Source organism: Marinibacterium sp. SX1, from assembly GCF_050389775.1.
Taxonomy (GTDB): domain Bacteria; phylum Pseudomonadota; class Alphaproteobacteria; order Rhodobacterales; family Rhodobacteraceae; genus Marinibacterium.
Window position 1 is genome coordinate 62937 of the sequence record NZ_CP177151.1, and the last position, 19932, is coordinate 82868.

At 66.8% G+C, this 19932-nt stretch carries 17 protein-coding genes; 7 read left to right on the forward strand and 10 right to left on the reverse strand.

Features of this window, described 5'->3' with window-relative positions:
* Window position 1 precedes the first annotated feature (1 nt).
* The 3 genes from ACK3BB_RS26565 to ACK3BB_RS26575 are packed head-to-tail and all read left to right on the forward strand — an operon-like array spanning window position 2 to window position 3488.
* Window positions 2–1027: an NAD-dependent epimerase/dehydratase family protein gene (locus ACK3BB_RS26565; protein ID WP_428929730.1), complete on the forward strand. Its 1026-nt coding sequence runs from the start codon at window positions 2–4 to the stop codon at window positions 1025–1027.
* Window positions 1024–1773, forward strand: coding sequence for a class I SAM-dependent methyltransferase (locus ACK3BB_RS26570; protein ID WP_428929731.1), 750 nt, complete (start codon window positions 1024–1026; stop codon window positions 1771–1773). The genes ACK3BB_RS26565 and ACK3BB_RS26570 overlap by 4 nt, the downstream gene beginning before the upstream one ends.
* Window positions 1773–3488, forward strand: a complete 1716-nt coding sequence (locus ACK3BB_RS26575) for a hypothetical protein (protein ID WP_428929732.1) — start codon at window positions 1773–1775, stop codon at window positions 3486–3488. The genes ACK3BB_RS26570 and ACK3BB_RS26575 overlap by 1 nt, the downstream gene beginning before the upstream one ends.
* Here the strand turns inward: ACK3BB_RS26575 and ACK3BB_RS26580 are convergent, their stop codons facing one another.
* Window positions 3489–4574: a Gfo/Idh/MocA family protein gene (locus tag ACK3BB_RS26580; protein WP_428929733.1), complete on the reverse strand. Its 1086-nt coding sequence runs from the start codon at window positions 4572–4574 to the stop codon at window positions 3489–3491.
* Window positions 4575–5494: 920 nt separating this feature from the next.
* On the opposite strand from ACK3BB_RS26580, the gene ACK3BB_RS26585 reads away from it, so the two are divergent.
* Window positions 5495–6697, forward strand: coding sequence for a Gfo/Idh/MocA family protein (locus ACK3BB_RS26585; RefSeq protein ID WP_428929734.1), 1203 nt, complete (start codon window positions 5495–5497; stop codon window positions 6695–6697).
* Window positions 6698–6772: 75 nt separating this feature from the next.
* On the opposite strand, the gene ACK3BB_RS26590 is transcribed toward ACK3BB_RS26585, so the two are convergent.
* The 6 genes from ACK3BB_RS26590 to ACK3BB_RS26615 form a co-directional block, all read right to left on the reverse strand.
* Window positions 6773–7783 (reverse strand): glycosyltransferase, encoded by a 1011-nt coding sequence (locus ACK3BB_RS26590; RefSeq protein WP_428929735.1) that lies wholly within the window; start codon window positions 7781–7783, stop codon window positions 6773–6775.
* Window positions 7780–8679: a glycosyltransferase gene (locus tag ACK3BB_RS26595; RefSeq protein ID WP_428929736.1), complete on the reverse strand. Its 900-nt coding sequence runs from the start codon at window positions 8677–8679 to the stop codon at window positions 7780–7782. The genes ACK3BB_RS26590 and ACK3BB_RS26595 overlap by 4 nt, the downstream gene beginning before the upstream one ends.
* Before the next feature lie 195 nt (window positions 8680–8874).
* A complete protein-coding gene (locus ACK3BB_RS26600; RefSeq protein WP_428929737.1) occupies window positions 8875–9774 on the reverse strand; it encodes a hypothetical protein in 900 nt (299 codons plus the stop codon).
* Window positions 9771–11003 carry a glycosyltransferase family 4 protein gene (locus tag ACK3BB_RS26605; protein WP_428929738.1) on the reverse strand — a complete coding sequence of 411 codons (1233 nt, stop codon included), beginning with the start codon at window positions 11001–11003 and terminating at the stop codon, window positions 9771–9773. Before ACK3BB_RS26605 ends, ACK3BB_RS26600 begins: the two co-directional genes overlap by 4 nt.
* 370 nt (window positions 11004–11373) lie before the next feature.
* Complete coding sequence (locus tag ACK3BB_RS26610; RefSeq protein ID WP_428929739.1) at window positions 11374–12270, reverse strand: hypothetical protein; 897 nt, start codon at window positions 12268–12270, stop codon at window positions 11374–11376.
* Between the two features lie 9 nt (window positions 12271–12279).
* Window positions 12280–13053, reverse strand: coding sequence for a hypothetical protein (locus ACK3BB_RS26615; RefSeq protein ID WP_428929740.1), 774 nt, complete (start codon window positions 13051–13053; stop codon window positions 12280–12282).
* A 29-nt stretch (window positions 13054–13082) separates the two neighbouring features.
* Between ACK3BB_RS26615 and ACK3BB_RS26620 the strand changes: the two genes are divergently transcribed.
* Window positions 13083–14246, forward strand: a complete 1164-nt coding sequence (locus ACK3BB_RS26620; RefSeq protein ID WP_428929741.1) for an FAD-dependent oxidoreductase — start codon at window positions 13083–13085, stop codon at window positions 14244–14246.
* A 19-nt stretch (window positions 14247–14265) separates the two neighbouring features.
* On the opposite strand, the gene ACK3BB_RS26625 is transcribed toward ACK3BB_RS26620, so the two are convergent.
* Both ACK3BB_RS26625 and ACK3BB_RS26630 read right to left on the reverse strand, forming a co-directional pair.
* Window positions 14266–15258, reverse strand: a complete 993-nt coding sequence (locus ACK3BB_RS26625) for a glycosyltransferase family 2 protein (RefSeq protein ID WP_428929797.1) — start codon at window positions 15256–15258, stop codon at window positions 14266–14268.
* On the reverse strand, window positions 15251–16087 hold the full coding sequence (locus ACK3BB_RS26630) for a family 16 glycosylhydrolase (protein WP_428929742.1): 837 nt from the start codon (window positions 16085–16087) through the stop codon (window positions 15251–15253). Before ACK3BB_RS26630 ends, ACK3BB_RS26625 begins: the two co-directional genes overlap by 8 nt.
* A gap of 49 nt (window positions 16088–16136) precedes the next feature.
* Here ACK3BB_RS26630 and ACK3BB_RS26635 point away from each other — a divergent pair, with 49 nt between their 5' ends.
* Both ACK3BB_RS26635 and ACK3BB_RS26640 read left to right on the forward strand, forming a co-directional pair.
* Window positions 16137–17063, forward strand: coding sequence for a glycosyltransferase family 2 protein (locus tag ACK3BB_RS26635; protein ID WP_428929743.1), 927 nt, complete (start codon window positions 16137–16139; stop codon window positions 17061–17063).
* Window positions 17064–17104: 41 nt separating this feature from the next.
* Window positions 17105–18412, forward strand: coding sequence for a glycosyltransferase (locus ACK3BB_RS26640; RefSeq protein WP_428929744.1), 1308 nt, complete (start codon window positions 17105–17107; stop codon window positions 18410–18412).
* On the opposite strand, the gene ACK3BB_RS26645 is transcribed toward ACK3BB_RS26640, so the two are convergent.
* Complete coding sequence (locus ACK3BB_RS26645) at window positions 18402–19640, reverse strand: polysaccharide biosynthesis/export family protein (RefSeq protein ID WP_428929745.1); 1239 nt, start codon at window positions 19638–19640, stop codon at window positions 18402–18404. The two genes, ACK3BB_RS26640 and ACK3BB_RS26645, sit on opposite strands and share 11 nt — an antisense overlap.
* Window positions 19641–19932: the final 292 nt, after the last annotated feature.

A 19932-nucleotide genomic window follows, 5' to 3' on the forward strand; every position in this document is an offset into this window, starting at 1 on the left:
CATGACCGACACCGACATGCATGCCCTGGTGACCGGGGCCACCGGGTTTACCGGCGGGCACCTGGCCCGGGCGCTGCGCCGCCAGGGCCACCAGGTGCGCGCGCTGGTCCGGCAGACCGACAGCCCCGCGGCGCGCGGGCTGGCCGACGCCGGCATCGAACTGGTCCGGGGCGATGTCTCGGACGCGGATGACATCGACCGGGCCGTGGCCGGCACGACCCATGTCTTCCACATCGCCGCCGTCTATCGCAGCGCCAACCATCCCGACAGCTATTACATGGCCGTCAACCGCGACTCGGTCGCCCATGTGCTGGCCTCGGCCGAACGGCATGGCATCGAACGGGTGGTCCATTGCTCGACCTGCGGCGTGCATGGCGACGTGGCCGACCTGCCGGCCACCGAGGAAACGGCCTTTCGCCCCGGTGACATCTACCAGAGGTCGAAACTGGCCGGCGAGACCCTGGCCCAGCGAGCCATCGCCGCCGGGGCGCCGGTGTCGATCGTGCGGCCGACGGGGATCTACGGGCCCGGCGACCTGCGGTTTCTCAAGCTGTTCCGGGGCATCCAGAACCGGACGTTCCGCATGGTCGGAGCGGGCGACATTGCCTATCACATGAGCTATATCGACGACCTTGTGCAGGGCTTCCTGCTGTGCGGCAGCCATCCCGGCGCCCTGGGCGAAACCTTTCTTATCGGGTCGGACGATTACACCACGCTGAACGGCCTGGTGCAGGAAATCGCGGCCACCCTGGGCGTGCAACCGCCGCGCGGACATATCCCCGTGGCCCCGGTCATGGCTGCGGCCAGCCTGTGCGAAACCCTGTGCCGGCCGCTGGGGATCGACCCGCCGCTGCATCGCCGGCGGGTGTCGTTCTTTACCAAGGCCCGGGCGTTTTCGGTGGACAAGGCCAAGCGCCTGATCGGGTTCGAACCGCAGGTCGGCCTGGCCGAAGGGCTGGCCCGCACGGCCGATTGGTACCGGGCCGAAGGCCACCTGCGCGGCGCGCCCACGGGGATTGCCGCATGACCGCCGTGGACCCCGGAGCCATTGCCGACATCGGGTCGGACCAGGCCGATCTGGCCCCGTCGACCGCGCAATACGCCCGGCGCTTCGAAGGCCCGACCGGCAGCTGGCTGCTGTCGCGCCAGACCGAGGCCCTGCGCCGGCTGATCGCGCCCTGGCCGGGTGCCTCGGTGCTGGACGTGGGCGGCGGGCATGGCCAGGTTGCCGCGCCGCTGGTGGCCGATGGCCATCCCGTGCAGGTCCATGCCACCAGCGCCCAGGCTCTGGGCCGGGCAGCCGACATGCCCGGCGTGGTGACGGGCACCGGCCCGCTGATGCCCCTGCCCCATGCCGACGGGGCCTTTGACATCGTGACGTCCTTTCGCATCCTGGCCCATATCGGCGACTGGCCGGCCTACCTGGCCGAGCTGACCCGCGTGGCGCGCCGGGCCGTGATCGTCGATTTCGCCATCCCCGGCGGGGTCAACGCCCTGGAACCGCTGCTGTTCGGCGTGAAGAAGAAGATCGAAGGCGACACCCGGCGTTATGCCGCCATCCCCCGGCGCGAGATCTGCGCCCGGCTGGCCGAGCTGGGCTTTGCCGATCAGCAGACCGTGGGCCAGTTTGTCCTGCCCATGGTGCTGCATCGCAAGTTGAAACAACCGGGCCTGTCATCGGCCCTCGAAGGATCGCTGCGTGCCATCCGCCTGGATCGCCTTGTCGGCACCCCGGTGGTTCTGTGCGCGGCCCGCTCGCCATCTCACACGTAATGACACAATCTACGCCTACCCTGCCGGCCTATCGGGCCGGTCAACAGCTTGCGACCATCGTGGCGACCGGCCTGGTCCTGGCCGCCGCCTTGATCAGCCGGTCAGCCCTGCTGGATCTGCCGGCGATCTACGACGAACTCTACCACCTGATCCCGGCGATGAGCTGGCAAGACAACGGCAGCTACGCGATTCTCGACGGGTCTTATGCGCGGGCCAGCGTCTTTACCCGGCTGGTCGCCCTGGGCTTCGACATGGCCGGCGAGCGCAGTGCCACGGCCGCCCGGTTCTGGCCCTCGGCCGTACCCGGCGCGCTGCTGGTCGCGCTGATCTTCCTGTGGACCCGCGTGGTGGCCGGCTGGGCCGCCGCCTGTATCGCCGCGGTCTTCCTGGTGCTGTGGCCGACCGGCATCGAGGTCTCGCAATACGTCCGGTTCTATGCCCTGCAGGGGCTGGCCTTTGCCATCGGCGCGCTGGCGATCCACACGGCCCTGGGCCCCGACCTGGCCGCCTGGCGCCGTGCGGCCCTGCTGGCGCTGGCGGCGGCGGCCCTGCTGCTGGCCCTGCACCTGCAGCTGATCACCCTGGTCGGAGTGATGGCCGTCGGGCTCTGGGTGGCGCTCTATCATGGCCCCGGCTGGCTGCGCCGCCATGTCTGGCTGCGATGGGCCACCGCCGCCGCCCTCCTGGCCATCGTCCTGATCCTGGCCAGCGGCCTTTTCGGCGACACGCTGCGCGGGCTCTGGGCCACCTATCGCTGGCAGCCCTGGCCCGCGATCCCCGACCCGACGTTCTATCACCGCGATTTCCGCGACACCTACCCGACCTTCTGGCCGCTCTTCCCCCTGGCCGCGCTGATCGCCCTGCGGGTGCGCCCCGGGCCGGCGTCCTTCTGCCTGGCCATCTTCGGCACCTGCTTTGTCCTGCAAAGCTTCGGCGGGTTGAAAAACGTCTGGTACCTCTATCCGGCCATGCCTTTCTTCTTCGTGATCTGGGCCATGGCCCTGGCCCATGTCGGCCCGGCGCTGTTCGCCTACCTGCGCGAGGCTCTCCGCACCATCACCGCCCCCCTGGGCGACCGGCCCTGGCTGACGGGCATTGTCGTGGCCGGCGTGCTGGCCGGATCGGCGGCCTTCGTGGTCTTTGCCAACGCCGCCTTCGTGCGGGCCACGGCGCTGATCGCCGGGTCGGATACCAGCACCCTGCTTGGCAAGCGCCGCTGGGAATGGCCCGAGGCCGAAACCATGACCGCCCATTGGATCGACGACGGGGCGGTGATCGTGACCACCGAGGCGCTGCTGGCCGTGGAATTCCTGGGCGATTACGACATCGCGTTCAACCGCCCGCATTTCTCGGAGATGCTCTATTCGCTGGGCCCCGACACCCGGCCGTTCACGCCCGATATCCGCACCGGCCGGCCGATCGCCGGTCAGGTCGGCGACCTGGCCCCGATCATCGCCTGTGCGCCGGTGGGGATCGTCCTGGCCAATGCGCCCTGGATCACCTCGCCCGACGCCCGGTCCATCGCCCGGCTGGCCGAGACCGCCGGGGCCAATGTCAGTTTCGACAGCCGCGGCGGCAGCGCGTTGCTGGGCTGGCGCCACGCCCCGGACGCGACGCTGCCCGCCTGCCCCGATGTGCCCGGCCTGGCCGGACCATCGGCCGCCACGCGCCTGCAGTCAGGCGAGACGGGACCGAAACGGCTGGTGACACGGTGATCACCCGGCCCGATCCAGGCAAGCGCGAATGCGGTCCAGGGTCTCGCAGACGGCAACGGACTCCCCACGCGGCATGACCGTGCTTTCGACCTGGCCCGCGGCGATGCACCGCGCAACCTCGTCGGCCTCGAACCACAGCCCGTAGCCGCGGAACCGGCCGTTGATGCCCATGCCGTCGCGCCGTGCGGCCTTGCCCGCCGCGGCCCGGATCAGCGGCCAGGCCGGCGACCCTCGCAGAGCATCTTTCAGCTTCGACGGCTGGTAGGGCCCGCGCACGTCCTCGCGCACGGGAAACTGCGCCGCCGAGGTGGCCTGGATGAACGGGGCCTCCGTCACGATGCGCCCGGTTGTCCCCCCGATGTCCAACCGGTTGCCAAGCGCCGTGCGGTGGCTGGCCCGTATGGTTGCCAGCGCCGGGGCCGGGCCGGACCGATGCCGCAGGCTGATCGTCACGTCGCGAAGACTGCCCGATTCCGACCAGGCGCCCTGCGCCGCGACATCATCGGGTGGCCCGAACATGTCATGCGCCGCCGACACGCCGTAGACACCCAGATCCATCAACGCCCCGCCGCCCATGTCGACCGACGTGATCGTCGCATTGGCCGCGGTCTCTGCATGGGGAAAGCCCAGCTCGGCGCCAAGGTGGCACAGGTCGCCCAACGCGCCCGCACGCACCCGGCGGCGCGTCTCCACCATCACCGGCAAAAAGCGCGTCCACATGGCTTCCATGCAGAACGTCCCGGCCTGCTGCGCCGCATCGGCAATCTCGCGTGCCTGGGCCGCGGTCATGGCAAAGGGTTTTTCGCAGAGCACGGCCTTGCCGTGGGCCAGCGCCAGGAGGCAATGCTCGTGATGCAGCCAGGCCGGCGTGGCGACATAGACCACATCCACGTCGTCGGCCCTGACCAACGCCTCGACATCGGGCGCGACCTGCGCTCCATGCCGGGCCGCCAACGCCGCCGCGGTCTCGGCGCGTCGGGCGGTGACACGGGTGACATGGCCGGCGGATCCATAGGCCAGATCGGCCGCGAACCGGGCCGCGATCCATCCCGCGCCGGCGATGCCCCATCTGAGAGAGGCCGTCATCCTGCGACCCGTCCGAACGATGGCGCGGCTGAGCGTTCGGCACGACATGCCCGCGCGACGCCCGGGCGTCGCCTGCCGCGTTGCATGCGGGCGCAGGCACATGGATGACCGCTGCGCGGCAAGGCAGGCGTCGGCACCGGGGCACCCCCCATGGCCACAATCGTCCGCCCAAGCGACCCCGGCCCGGTCAGCGACCTGGCCGCGGACCATGCCCTGCAATCGCGGTTGGACACATGCCGCTTGTCACGGTGTCTGTCATCGAACATCCCGATCACGCAGGACGTCCCGCCCGTGGAAACATCGCCCCCTATCACGCCGGGGCGGTCAGGTGGCGGAACAAACAGCCTTGCGACAAAGTCTCTTTTTCGAAAAACGGCAAACAACATACGAATTCTTTTCCAGAAATGAACCGCGTTGACGATATCCCTGCCCCCTGCGTGAAGCAACGGCATTGAACGCGGTCAAGAATAGGCGGGATCATTTTGACCGCTGCGCGGACCGGGATTGGCCAGACCAACGTTCGACGCGAATCGACGGAAAAACAGTCTCGATTCGCAGAAATTCGGACGCAAGCACGGGATCAGGGCGCGCGACCCCGTCCACAAGGGCAAATTCTCGTTACATGATTGTGCCTTGGCGCCGCGACATTCATTCCGATCACGGAAATATTGATGCGCGATTTGCACCTTCCGGAAACAAACCATGGATGTTTCACTCGACTGCAGTAAGTTAAGATGCAGTAACGCCCATTTGGCGCGATCTTGAAATTTTTGCCTCGGGTTTGCCCAGGGCAACGCGCATAGTAGTTTTGGGGAATTGACTTTGAACAATCGATTGAAAGGTGCCGGGGTGAACAAAGACATTTCAAATACTTCACTGGACCACATCGCTTTCCGCGAATCACAGACCGGGCCGGCATCGTGACCGTCGGAATTGCATTCGTCGGCACGGGCTATGTCGCCGACCTCTACATGAACTCGCTCGACAACTGGCAACAGACGCTGGATCTTCGGGGTATCCACGACCGTTCGCCGGAACGGCAGGCGGTTTTCGCGGACCATTACAAGCTGAACACCTATCCGGATTTCGATGCCCTGCTCGCCGACGACAGCGTGGAGATTGTCGTCAACCTCACCAATCCGGACCAGCATGCCGCATTGTCGCGCCGGGCGCTGGAAGCGGGAAAGCATGTCTATTCCGAAAAACCCCTGGCGCTTGATGTCGACGAGGCCAAGGAACTGGTGACCCTGGCGGCCCGTCACGGCCGGCACATCGTGGCGGCCCCGTCGAGCGTGCTGGGCGAGGCCGCCCAGACATTGTGGTCGGCGCTGCGGGATCGCGTCCGGGGCAGGCCGCGCCTTGTCTATGCCGAGATGGATGACGGGCTGGTGCATCGGCTGGGCTATCGCAACTGGCGCACACGGACCGGCGCGCAATGGCCCGCCGAGGACGAGTTCCGCACCGGCTGCACGCTTGAGCACGCCGGCTATGCCCTGACCTGGCTGACCGCGATGTTCGGACCGGTGCGCCGGGTCGTGACAACGGCCGGTTGCCTGGTGCGCGACAAGGGGCCCGACACGCCGACCAATTACACAACGCCGGATTTCTCCTGTGCCTGCCTGGAGTTCGATGACGGGCTGATCGCGCGCCTGACCAACAGCATCATCGCGCCCCACGATCACCGGTTCCGCGTGTTCTGCGAGGATGGCATCCTGGAGGTGGCCGAGACCTGGGATTTCAAGACGCCGGTGCGATCCATTCCGGTGCCGGACACGCGCGTGCGGCGGCAAGCCCAGAAGATCTTCGGCTGGGATGGCGGTCGACGCATTCCTCCGGTTCATACCCGCCGCATCTCGACGGCCAGTCGCGGGTTCCCGATGGATTTCGCGCTTGGCATAGCCGAGATGGCGCAGGCGATCCGCGCCGGCCGGACGCCACGCCTGGCGGGCGATTTTTCGGCCCATATCACCGAAGTCTCGTTGGCCATTCAGCATCCTGAAAGGTTTGGGGCGGAATATATTCCGACAATCGTGCCGCCGCCGATCATGCCGATGGATTGGCAGGCACAGCAGGAAAGACCGATGGCATCGCCGCTGGGTGATCGCCGCCAGACCAGTTGCTGAACGGCCAACGCGGGGCACCATCCCCCTCGCGGGCCTTGGCACTGCCCGCGAGGTGACATGTCGGGCGGTGTGGTTTCAGTCCGCCGCCGCCCGTGCCTGTTGCAGCAAGGTGAGGTAACGGGCCGCCCCGGCCTCGGGGCTCAGCGCCTCGGCGACATAGGCGCGCGGGGAAAAGCCGTCGATGGCCTGCATGAAGGCATCGAGCTGGTCGATCATGGTCTCGCGAGTAAAGGTCAGCCCGCAGCGCGCATCGAAATAGGGCACCGAAGACACCCGCAGGCCCGGCGGCGCAAACCGCCCCTGGTGAGGGTCGACCAATTCGCCCTCGTCCCAGGCCAGGATCGGCAGGCCCGAGGCCATCGCTTCCTGGTAGGCCAGGCCCTGGGTTTCATGTTCGCAGAGAAACACCAGCCCGCGCGCATCCCGCAGGGCCTGCCGGAACTGGCTGAGGTGGTGGGCCCCGTAGCGCAGGACGCGATAGCGCAGGCCACGGGCATCGAGCGCCGCCAGAAGCGGATCGCGCAGGTCGGCCGCGCGATCCTCCAGCCGCCAGCGGATCTTGTCGTAGACGATCAGGTCCAGCGGCTTTTCCATCTGCGACGTGTCCGGCCAGGCCGCCAGGTCGATGGCAACGAACATCGGCTGCGCCACCTCCCCCAACTTGTCGCGCCACAGCCCGCAGGGCCATTCCGACGGCAACGTGACCACCTTGATGTTGCACCGCGCCATGATCTTTTCGATCTCGTCCGGGGGCGGCACGTAGCCCGGGCCAAAGACCGCCGGATTGGGCAGGTGGACGCGATCGAAGACACGGGGAAAGCCGCTGATTCCAATGGGTTCTTTCGGGTTGGCCCGGGCCCAGGCAAAATCGTTCACCCGCACCTCGATGCCCCGTGCCTCGAGGCTGCGGCGCAGGTTGTTGAAGGCCGTGAAGTAGCCGGTGTTGACCTGCAGCCCCCGCAATCGGCGCCAGGCCGCCCTTGCGTGGCGGCGGGCCTCGGACTTGAGCGAACCGAAGGGAACTTCGAGCGCCTGGGTTTCGAATCCGTCGTAGAACAATGCCACGCTGCGCGGGTCTGCCATCATGCGGCGCCTCCGTAAACTTCGCGTCTTGGCGGCGCGATACAGCCCGCGACAACGCCCGCATGGAACGTGCCGCGCATGAGCCAGAACATGCAGCGCGTCCGGCTGGCCACGGCGACCAACGCCCGCAGACCGCAATAGCCCGACTTTGCCGCGGCCTTTGCCATGACCGAGACGCGCCGCGTCATGTTGTCGGGCGCCGCGCAGGTGCCGTAGATGGCGCCGGTCATGTACCTGCGGCGCAAGACCCAGCCAAAGCTCAGGCGGTTCGGCGAGACCTTTTCGCTGACCGCCGCATCTTCGGAAATGGTCATCGGAACGCCGGCGCGATGGAGCCGGAAGAAAAAGTCGATGTCCTCGCCGCCGGTGCGCCCGAAGGACAGGTCGAACCGGCAGGCGGCAACGCGCGGGTCGCCCCGGTCGAGCAGGACGTTGCTGGAATAGCCGGTCTCGACAACGCCCTTGTTGCGCGTCGGAATGTTGGAATGAAAGTTGTTGCTGCGCATCCATTCCGGCGCGGCATCGGGATATTCGGCAAAGGCCGGGCCAAAGACGATGCCCGCGCCACTGGCCTGCCAGGTCAGGACAAGCCGTTCGATCCAACCCGGCCCGGCGCATTCGTCATCATCGATGAATAACAGCAGATCGCCCGTCGCCGCATCAAGGCAGGAGTTGCGCGCGATCGAAATGTTCCGGGCCGGCGCATGCACGTAATGCAGGTCCAGCCCCAGTTCGCGCGCGCAGCCCTCGATCCGGTCCCGGTAGGCCGGACGCTCGTCATTTTCCGCCACGATGACCCTCAGACGGGCGCCTTCCGGCACGGATTGATCCGCGACGCTGCGCAGCGTTTCCAGAATTTCCGAGCGGCGGAAGGTGCAAATTCCAATTTCAATGAGCATTACAATCCAGAACTCTGCCAGGATAATGGATGGCACCGGCATGGGCGGCGGCCCGACCCGCACCGGCGCAAGACAGATCTTCACATTCGGCACGATTGGGGGCGCGATACGGTGTCATCGCCACGCAAGCCCCGTCCCGCATGGCCCGGCGTCCGGCGTTGCCCGACACGCCCATCGGATCTGCCCCGGCACCGGTCAGCCCTGCGCCCCCACGGCTGCGACAACCGGCGCGGCATCGGCAGCGGCGGCCGATTTCGACGACAGGAACAGCCAGAACTGGCCCGGGTTGCGGGCTTCGCTGACGATGAACCGCCGGGTTTCGGCGTTGTAGCCCCGGATCGCCGGCAGATCGGGGTCCTGGGCCTTGGCCAGCTCGGACCGGGCGCGGGCGAAAGTAACATCGTGGCTGGCCGAAAAGGCCGCGACAATGCCCGGGGTGATCGTCGGATCCTTGAAATCATGGCATTCGATGATGATGTCGTGGCCGGCCAGCGCCGGAGCGGTTTCGGCGGTGAACAGCTCGGCCTCGAACCCTTCGCAATCGGCAAAGAGCAGGGCGCGCGGCGCGCCGGCCAGCTCCTTCAGCCGGGCCGTGTCGCAGAAACCCTGGATATCGACCCGGTCGGCCACGTCATTGGCCTCGGCCATCCGCCGGCACATCGCCCGCGCCCCGGCATCGACATCATAGGCCAGCACCCGCGCGTCCGGAAACAGCCGCGCCAGGCCCACCGCATAGAACCCCTCGGCACAGCCGATATCAAGGATCAGGCCGTAATCCCTGCTCCGGGCGATCTCGATGAACTCGGCCAGCTCGCTTTCGTAGCTGCCGGCCAGCTTGGGCAGCAAGGCGCTGCCGGTCGCCGCCGCATCGGGGTAGCGCATCCCGGCAAACGGCCCGGCGGTGACGCGCAGATCGGGGAAGGTATCGGCGAGGATCGCCGTCTTGAGATCGCTGCGCGCCTCGGCCCGGCGCTGACGCTCGGCATAGGTACACAACGAATCCAGCCGCCGTTCCATCCCCCGCGCCATGCGGAAGAGCGGCCAGGCCGGGCCATTGGCCATGCGGGAAATCATGTTCTTTGCGGCAAGCTTCATCGGGCATCCTTTCGCGCGACGGGGGCGGGGCGGGGATCGGTGGCGGTGCGGGGCTCGGCCCGGCGGCGCGACGGTTTCAGGCCCGGCGCGATCTCGTCACGCAGGAAACCGTCCAACTTGCGCCGATAGGCATCGGGGCTGAATTCGGCGGCCACGCGCCGGCGGGCGGCATCGCCCATGCGCCGGCGCAGGTCGGCATCGCGCAGCAACTCGCCCAGCCCCCGGGCGACATCCTCGGGCGTGGGCGCGACCAGCATGGCGATCTCGTCATCAAGCACCTGAGTATGCGTCGGCAGCCGGGTGGCCAGCAGGGGCCGGCCGCTGTCGAGATAGGAATAGATCTTCATCGGCGTGTTGCGGCCCTGCACCCGGGGTGAGGCCGTGATCGTCGCGGCGGCCAGGTAATCGCCCAGCCGGTCGACCGGGCGCGGGCCGAGGAAACTGGCCCGGTCGGCCAGGCCCAGCCCGGCGGCCCGCGCACGGGCGGCGGCGACGTGGTCCTCGGTGCCGCCGATCACCACCAGCCGCACCGGCCCGGCCGCATCGCCCAGCCGCGCCATGCCGTCGATCAGCAGGTCGACCCCCTGGTAGCTTTCCAGGTTGCCCACGTAGATCACCACCGGCTCGTCAAAGACCGCATCGGCCGGGGGCACCCCGGGTGCGTCGGGGTCCAGCATGGTGACATCCTCGACCGTGCGCACCGGCAGATCAGGCGCATGGCCGCGCACCAGGTCTTCCAGCGCCCGGCAGCAGGTGATCGCCCCCGCCGCGTGGCGCAGCATCAGCCCTTCGGCCCCGTCCAGCCAGCGCCGCAGCCAGCCCGGCAGGCCGAACTTGTCGTCGATCTGCTCGGGCATAGAACTGTCGACATCGGCGATGTACGGCACCCGCAGAAAGACACGCAAAACCAGTGCGATAAAGGCTGATTCCTCTACCCCGATCACCAGGTCATAACGGTGGCGGATCGTCATCCAGGCGGCCATCGGCCCCATGATCGCATCGGCCACCAGCTTCTTCAGCGAGAACCCCGGGCGAAACCGCCGCAGCCCGGGCAGGCCGGGCACGCGCACGATCCGGCACCGATCGATCTCGACCGGCTCGCCCTCGGGAAAGGTCAGCACATCGACCGTGTCGCCACGTTCGGACAGGGTTTCCAGCATCATCCGCACGGCAATCGGCGTGCCGCGCTGTGCCATGAAGGGCTGGGGCGCGAGGACCAGAATGCGCAAAGGTCCGTTCAATGGAACACGCCGGGTTCAGGGATGGGCAATTCAATCCACACGGATCTATCTCTCAATTAATCGTCACTTGCACACCGGCAAAAAAAGGAATCAGCCGGATCGTCATTCAATGCTTTATAATGTCCCAGAATGTCGCGTTCGGCCAGCACGCAATTTCTGGACCACGGCGCGTTTTCATGCCAGCCTTGGGGCTGCACATTGCATCACCGTTTCGTTATGCCTGTTCGGCATCCCGACAATTCCTTTCTATCGGCTTTCAGACACGATGACCAATTTCCGGGACTTTTCGTTTCCCAGAGAAACAATGCACCGCCAAGCGTTTCCCGGCGGCCCGCGCGTGAATTGTTTTGGCCGGCGGTCATGGCCGCCGCCCGCCGGGTCGCCACAGGCACAGACCCCACCAGAGCGCGACGCAGGCCAGGCCGACATAAGACGCCAGGTCGCGCAGGCCCGGCGGATGAGCATGCAGGGCCGTGACCACGATCTCACCGCCATCGCCAAGGACACCCTGCACCGACCAGGTGCCCGAAGCCTGCGGCGCGAGGCCGGTCAGGGCAAAGCGCGCGCCGGTCCAGGCCATCAGCTGGGCACCTTCGGGCGTGACGTCGACCCGCGCCCGGTCAAAGGCGACCTCCTGCCCGGCCCGCGCGGCGCCGGGGCGCAACAGGGCGGTATGGTGCAGGTCATGGGCCTCGGCCGCCGGCATCAGGGCCAGCGGGCCGGCCAGGTACAGCCCGCCCAGCATCGCCGCCCCGACCAGCCGCCCAGGCGTCAACACAAGGCGCAGCCCCTGCCGGGGCAGACGCCAGAAGGCATGCACCACGACGCCCAGGCCCAGCACGATCAGCGCCAACGTCGGCAGATCCTCGGGCCAGTAGAACCCGCCGTTCACCAGGTCCCAGCGCAGGGGCGCGGCCAGCAGCACGCCGTTGGCCCACTTGGTCTGGGTCGCGTCCAGCAGCAGGTGCATCAGGCTGCCCGACGCCAGGATCGCCCATGTGCGACCGGGCCGTGCGCTCAGGCAGGCCAGCGCGGCCGCCAGCACCAGGCAGAACAGCAGCGTGCTTTGACAGATGGCGTAAAGCCTTATGTCTATGGGGGAAATCCCGGGCAGCGTCGCCCGGGCCAGGCGCTGGCCGATCCATGGCACATCGGGCAGAAGGCACCCCGCCCAAACCCATTTGACATCGGCATCACGCAGCACCCCGCGGGTGACAAGCGTCTGCAGCCCGATATGTCCCAGCGTGTTCGGCATCGGCCCGGCCTATCCGAACCGCTTGCGCCGTTGCATCGCCACCTGCCGGTGCAGGAACCGTGGCCCGCTTTCCAACCGGCCATAGGTCGGCGGCGAGACGGTCAGCGCTCTCAGCGCCGCGGCGATACGCTCAAAGGGCCGGTCACTGCCCGGATCAACATCGAGCAGCACGCCATACCGCCCGGGCTTGGCCTCTTCGCCGGGCAACGGCAGCGGATCGGTGCCGGCCAGCACCCGCCAGCCCGCCTCTTCGGCCCGGGCCAGCCGCGCCGGCCGAGGCGCGAAGGCCGGGCGCACGCCGCTGTCGGCCAGGAACAGGTCATGCGCACCGGCCCGTTCAGCGATCAGCGCATCGATCAGCGCCCCGCGCCGGCCCGTCCATTTGCCCACGCCCCAGGGCAGCACGGCCAGCGCCCCGGCCGCGACCACCGCGTCGATGACCCGGCCCAGCGGCTGGCCGTCGCCCGGATCATCCATCAGCCCCAGGGCCAGCACTTCGAGCCCCTCGCCCGTCACGATCTGGCGCCCGGCGATCACGGCCAGCCGGGTTCCGTCCGGCCCCGTGGCCAGCTTGGACATCGGCTCATCCGTCGGGCGAATCGTCCAGCCGCCGCCGTCAGTCAGCGCGCCAAAGGCATCCTGGCCGGTCATTTCGGTCAGCATCAGCACGCCCTGCAAATCGCCGCCGGCCCCGGGCATCTGGCCCGCCGCCGCATCCAGGCAGGTCGCGGCATCCATCCCCGGATGCAGATGTACGTGAGTGTCTACCGCTATGTTTTTCATCAATGTTTCCCAGTTTCGGATGTTCTGCCATGACCGATGACGACACCTACGACCTGATCGTGATCGGAGGCGGCATTCACGGCCTGATGATCGCCCTTCAGGCCGCCGAGATCGGCCACCGCACGGTGCTGCTGGAACGTGACCGCATCGGCGCGGCCACGACGGCCGGCTGGTTCGGCATTCTGCACGGCGGGCTGCGTTACCTGCAAAGCCTTGATATCCGGCGCTTTCGCGAATCGCTGGCCGACAGCCGCTGGTTCCAGTGCAGCTTTCCCGACCTGGTCCGCCGGCAGGGTTTCCTGATGCCGCTCTATGGGCAGGGGCTGAAACGGCCGGGCGTGTTCCGCGCGGCCTTCCTGACCGATCGCATCCTTGGCCTGGACCGCAACAGCGGCATTGCCCGGGCCCAGGCCCTGCCCATGGGTCGCGTCCTGTCGGCCCGCGAGGTCGTGCGCGCCTTTCCCGGCGTGCTGCAGGGCGGGCTGACCGGCGGGGCGCTGTGGGAGGAACGGGTGGTGCCCGACACGCCGGCGCTGATGTCCGCCCTTGTCGCCCGCGCCCGGGCCGTCGGGCTGGACCTGCGCGAGCGCACCACGGCCACCGAATTGCTGACCGACGGGCGCAATGTCACCGGGGTGCGGGCCGGTGACCAGACCTGGGCCGCGCCCAAGGTGGTCATCGCGGCCGGCGCCCAGTCCGACGCCCTGGCCCGGCGGTTCGACCCCCGCCCGATGGCGCCCCTGGGCACCCCGGCCCGGGCCTTCAACCTGCTGATCGACCGGGCGCCGCCCTCGGCGCATGGCCTGTCGCTGGTGCCTCCGGGCGATGACGGGCCGATGCTCTTTGCCTATCCATCGGGCGGGCGCACCTTTGCCGGCACCGCCTACCTCCCCGCCGGCGAGACCGTGACAGGCCCCATCCCCGAAGCCGAAATCGCGCGCTTTCTCAATCGCTTGAACGCCGCCCTGCCCGGGTTTGCAGCCGACCCCGCCGACGTGCTGCAGGTCACCGACGGGCTGTTGCCCGCCGCCGAGCCCGGTGCGCAGGCGCTGCTGGATCGCGACCAGATCCGCGATCATGGGGCTTCGGGCGGGCCGAAGGGGCTGGTCAGCCTCTGGGGGGTCAAGTTCACCACGGCGCCCGGCGTGGCGCGCCAGGTACTGGCCACGGTCGACACCGCCCGCCGCGCATAAGAGCAGCCGCGCGCGGGGCTCATCGGTCGCCGGATCCGGCCAGGTCCCGCCGCCGGATCGCGGCCAGCGACCGCAGGACCACCTGTTCCGACAATTTCCCGACAAGGTCCACGACGACCGCCGGCGGCGCCCGGAAACACCGCAGGGCATCGCCCGCATCCCGCGCCTTGACCGCCTCGATCAGCCGGACCCAGCGCCAGCGTTTCTGGGTCTCGATCTCATGCGCGCGCAGCATTTGCCGGTCCGCCCGGCTCAGCCCGGGCTCATCCGCCAGCGCATGATCGGCCCCCACCAACGCCGCCAGATCGGCTGCGCTGTGCCGTCCGCTCAGCGAGTCCGGCCGGACCAGGGCCAGGTAGCCGCGCGGGTCCGTCAGGCAGAACCGCGCGCCCCGGGCCAGGGCCGTGGCATAAAGCGCGTAATCCTCGCCAAGGCGCATCGTCTCGTCGTAGCGCAAGCCGTGACGATCCAGGAATTCCTTTCTCATCAGAGGCTTGAGGAACCCCATCTCACCCCGCCCACCATGCAGCCGCGACAGGTTGCCGCGAACGAAGCCCTGGAAATCAATCGTTTCCAGGCCGATCTTTCGATCCCCCAGCAGCCTTTGGCGCGGAGCGGTCGGCGCGTGGGACGTCACCTTGTAGAGATCATCGGCCACCATGTCCCAATCGCCGGCCCGGGCCATCTCCAGCAGCTCACCCAGCCGTGTCGGCCCCATGGCATCGTCGGAATCCAGCAAGGCAACATAAGGCGCGCGGGCCGCATCCAGCGCCCGGTTCCGCGCCGCCGCCGGCCCCCGGTTCAGCGGCTGCGCCAGCACGATCACCCGCGCATCCCGGCTGGCCACCTCGCGCGCAAGATCGAGAGTGTTGTCGGTCGAGGCGTCATCGACCACGATGACCTCGACGGTCACGCCTTGCTGGGCCAACACGCTGTCGATGGCATGGCCGATCGTCGCCGCGGCATTCCAGGCGGCAATCACAACGCTGATCTGTGGTCCGGCCCTATCCATCGTTTTCACCGATGTAATCCGCGCAATTTTCACCCTCGGCCCCGAACGGCCGATATGACGCGCAATAGTAATCCGCCTGAGCGGCCAGGTCCGCCGCCGGTGCTTTCAGCCAATCCACCATCTTGTCGGTGCCCGCCCAGATATGCAGAAAGACCTTGCCCGGGGTCTGCGGAATAGGATGTTCCTCGGACGTGACGGTCAGGATTTCCTGCCCATCGACATACCAGGTCACCGAATCCGCGCGCCAATCGAACCGATAGAGATGCGGGGCATTGGCCGCATCAAACCCCAGGTCAAGCCAGCGGCCGGGCAGATTGTCGCCATTCGTGAAAATATTCAGCCAGACTTTTGTGGTGTCGCGGCCCAGAAATTCGAAATCGATCTCGTCATGGGGTTTGTCGAACGCCGGTCCGGTATAGACAAAGAAGGCCGACACCAGCCCGTCGCCCCGGCCTGGCTTCATGTAAACTTCGTATCGCCCGTATCCAAAAGGCCCCTGCCGCTGCAGTTCCGCCCCCAGATATGGCGTCACCTGGCCTTCGGGTGCCGACTCAAGCGAAAGTCGCGCGAAACCATCGCCTATTTCGGGGGCAGCCGGCCAGTGCACCACGGCCAATCGTCGCCGCCACGAGGTGGCAAAACCATCGTTTCGATCAAAGTTCGAAATATACCACTTGTCGCGCCAGTCTTTATCGTCAAACTTCTCTATGAAGCCAATCACGTCTTCGTCCGGGACACCACCCTGGGCAAGGGCGGGACCAGCGAGAGACAGGAAATGAAAAATGGATGCATGAAAAGCGATCATTCGGGCCGCATTGAACAAAGACATGCGTTTAAAAATCCCCGTTTAAAACATATTACAACAGTACATTTCCGCCATGCCTGAAGCAACGGTAATCATTGCTGCGTGGAATGCCGCCGAAACAATTGATCGATGCGTGCGCAGCGCCCTTTCACAAACCGACGTGACCGTCGAGGCCATCGTTGTCGATGACGCCTCGCCCGACGACACATCGGCGCGGGCCGATGCCACCGGCGCCCGCGTTTTCCGATTGCCGGAAAACGGCGGCCCGGCCGTGGCGCGCAATCGCGCCCTGGACGAGGCACGGACCGACTGGCTGGCCGTTCTGGATTCCGATGACACCATGGCCGACGATCGGCTAAGCCGAATGATCTCCGTCGCCGAAACCCATGGCGCCGACGTTGTATTGGGCAATTTCCGCTATGCCAACGAAGACGGCGCGCCCCTGGTCCAGGCGCCCTTTCTGCCCTGCGACGCCGACGCCGCCCCCCAGCACTGGAGCTTTGAACATTTTGTGGCCGGCAACCAGGTCACCCCGGGCAGCCGCGCGCTGGGATACCTCAAGCCATTGTTCCGGCGCTCCTTTCTCGAAAATCACAAGATTCGCTACAATCCCGCCCTGCGAAATGGCGAAGATTGTCACATGATTTATGCCTGCCTTGCCGCCGGCGCCCGGGTCGTCTTTGATCCCCTCCCCGGGTACAATTACACGGTCCGGCGCGGCTCTATTTCCCACCGGGTCGACCCCCGGCATATCGACGCGCTCATGGCTGCCGATGCCGCCTTTGTCCAACGTCACGCGGCCGAACTGACACCAAAACTGAAAGCCCTCTTTGCGTCCCGTCACGACGGGTTGTCGACGCTCAAGCAAAGCGAAGAGGCAATGATCGCCCTCAAATCCGGGCGCCCTGCCACGGCCGTGGCCGCATTGGCCAAAAAGCCCTCGGCAACAGGAAGATTCGCCCGGCAACTACTGGAAGCCGGCCGGAAGAGAATTAAATAACGGGAATATTTCATCACATCTTTTCACATCAGTTTGACATCATGAAACCGGAAGACATTTCCTCATCGCTCGACGTTCATCTTGATTTCAATTCATTGTCATCGACCTGCGAACATTCGCGGATTGCCACGATTCTCGTGCACAGACGCCTCGACGATCCTGAATCCGGATCGGGCGTCTACCTGCTGGGCCTGATCGATCAATTGGCCCGGGCCGGGTTCGAGATTCGAATCATCCTCGCGCCCGTCACCGCCTTTGGCAGCCGTCCCATTTCCCGCCCGGCCGCAATCTTTCGCAAGAAAACTCACAAGATCCTCTGGCCGGACAGCCTGCGCATCGGGTCCTGGTTCGTTTCGACCCGCGCCGCCGTCTGGAAACGGGCGATCCGCCGCGGTCTGGCCCTGGCCCACTGGCGGATTCTTCGCCCGCGCAGCCCGCGCCCGTCCTTCCCCAGCTGCCTCGGCTCGCCCCTCGGCCCGGCTGAAATCGCCCAGCTGGCCGGCGCGGCCAATGCCGGCACCTCGGCCCTTGTCGTGGCCGAATACAGCTCGCTCGCCCCGGTCCTGGCCCATTGCCACCAGGGCAAGCGCGCCGTTTTGCTGCATGACCTGTTTTCGCTGCGCGCCGATTCCTTCGCCTCCGCCGGGCTGGCCCCCGATCACACCGCGGTCTCCTTCGAAACCGAAATCGGCTGGCTGCAGAATGCCGACACATGCATCTATGCCTCGGCCAGCGAGGCCCGGCGGCTGAGCCCGCATCTGCCCGGAAAACGACATATATGGCTGCCCCCGCAAGTCCGGCTGCGAAAGGTTCGGCCGGGGGGCAAACCCTATGCCGTCTTCCTGGGCGTGCGCCATGCAGGCAATACCGACGCGTTGAACATGCTGCTGAACGATGTCTGGCCGACGGTGCGCCGCCGCCTGCCCGACGCCGAGCTCTGGATCGCCGGCGAGATCAGCGACGATGTCCGCGACGCGCCCGAAGGCGTGCGATTGCTGGGCCGGATCAAGGACTTGTCCGACATCGGCGGCGCCGATGCCGTGGGCCTGGCCCCGGCCCGGGCGGCCAGCGGCATCAGCATCAAGATCGCCACCTATTTCGAACTGGGCATGAGCGTGCTGGCCACGCCCAAGGCGCTCGACGGCTATGACGGGCGGCTTGACGGACTGTTGGTTCAGGCCTCGGACGCAGCGGATTTCAGCAACAAGCTGGTCTCGCTGCTGTCCGATCCGTGCCTGCGCGAGGCGTCGGCGCGGCGCGGATACGAGGAAATCACCCGCCGCATCGGCGACACCGGCCTGGAAACCTACCTGCAGAGCCTGATCGGCGCCGCACAGACTATTGCGTGAACCCTTCGGGTTCGGAAATCTCGACCGCCACCGACAACACGTCGCCCGGGCCGATCGCGGTGGTCGCGCCGACGGGCTCCGGCACGCCGGTCTCGGACCCGGCCCGCACCACGCCATAGCGCACCGTGACCGCGCCAATCGACAGCGCGTCGGTCGCCACGCCTTCGGTCACGATGACCTGTTCCAGCACGTCCCGTCGGATCTGCAACGCCTCCAGCTCGGCCTTGACCTTTTGCAGCTCGACCTGTGCCTGGGTTTCCCGGCTGGCCTGCAACTCTATGATATCCCGACGATTTTCGGAAATCCGCTGACGCGCGCGGTAGGTGTTGTTCTGCAGGTCAGTTTCCTTGCCCTGCAGGTCGATGACACTGCGCTGCGCATCGGCCAGCCGCGTCGCCTGAGCATAGCCGCGCTCGGCCAGCGTGGCGATGTTGTCGACGTTTTCCTGCGCCAGGCGCATCTGTTCGCGCAGCCCGTCGAACTTGCGTTCCAGCCCGTCGACCTCGGCCGCCAGCAGGTCTTCCAGCTCGTTCAGCGCGGCCAATTCCCGTTCGTGGGCGGCCTTGCGCGCCTGAAAGATCGCGGTTTCCTCGGCCCGGATCCGAGCGGTTGCCTCGGCCCCGTCGGGATGGTGCAGCCGGTCGGGGAACACCAGCGTCTCGGCCCCGGCGATCTCGGCCTCCAGCCGGACTTCGCGCACCCGCGCCCGGGCCATTTCGTTGCGCAGATCGCGCAGGTTGCCCGCATTGCGCAGGGTGGTCGACAGGGTGGCCCCGCCGTTCTCGGGCAGGTTCCCCGTCCCGCCGGCCAGCGCCACGGCCTGCAGCGCAGTGATGCCGGGCTGGCCCGGGTAGGCGCCGGGATGGGCCACGTCACCGACGATGTAGAACGGCCGATAGCGCACCACTTCGATGGCCAGGCGCGGCGGATCGATCATGCCGCCGTCCTGGCTTAGCGCATCGCTCATGGTTTGCGACAATTCGGCCGTCGTCAGCCCGGCGGCCGCCACCGATCCGGTAATCGGCACCGAAATCGTGCCATCCGATTGCACGGCATATTCCCCGCTCAGCAGGTCCCATTGCTGAAAACTGCGCAACTCGTCGTCCCAGACAATGGCCCGGATGTTCAGCCGGTCTTCGGGGCCAAGCCGGTGTTCGGCGGCCATTGCGACCGGGGCCAGCACGGCGAGACCAAAAGCGAAGGAAATCAAACGGATCACGTATGTCACGGGGAAATCTTTCATATGCACCATGCGGCCGAAAACACCTTTTCCAACCTGGAAACACCGACGGAAAATCAGCCGGCCCTGCACGCGATCCAAAGAACGGCCCCCTTGGCAACAAAGCCGGGAATGTCGGATCAGGCGCGTGAAAACCACGAAGGAAGTCGTGACTCCTGCCCTTCGAATCGAACAAAAATAAACGTCTTTCCTTTCATTCGATATCAAGACCACCCCGGTCAAGTCCGAAGCGTGATTTTCCCGGGTCGCACCGCGATACAGGCATCAATCCCTTCGATTT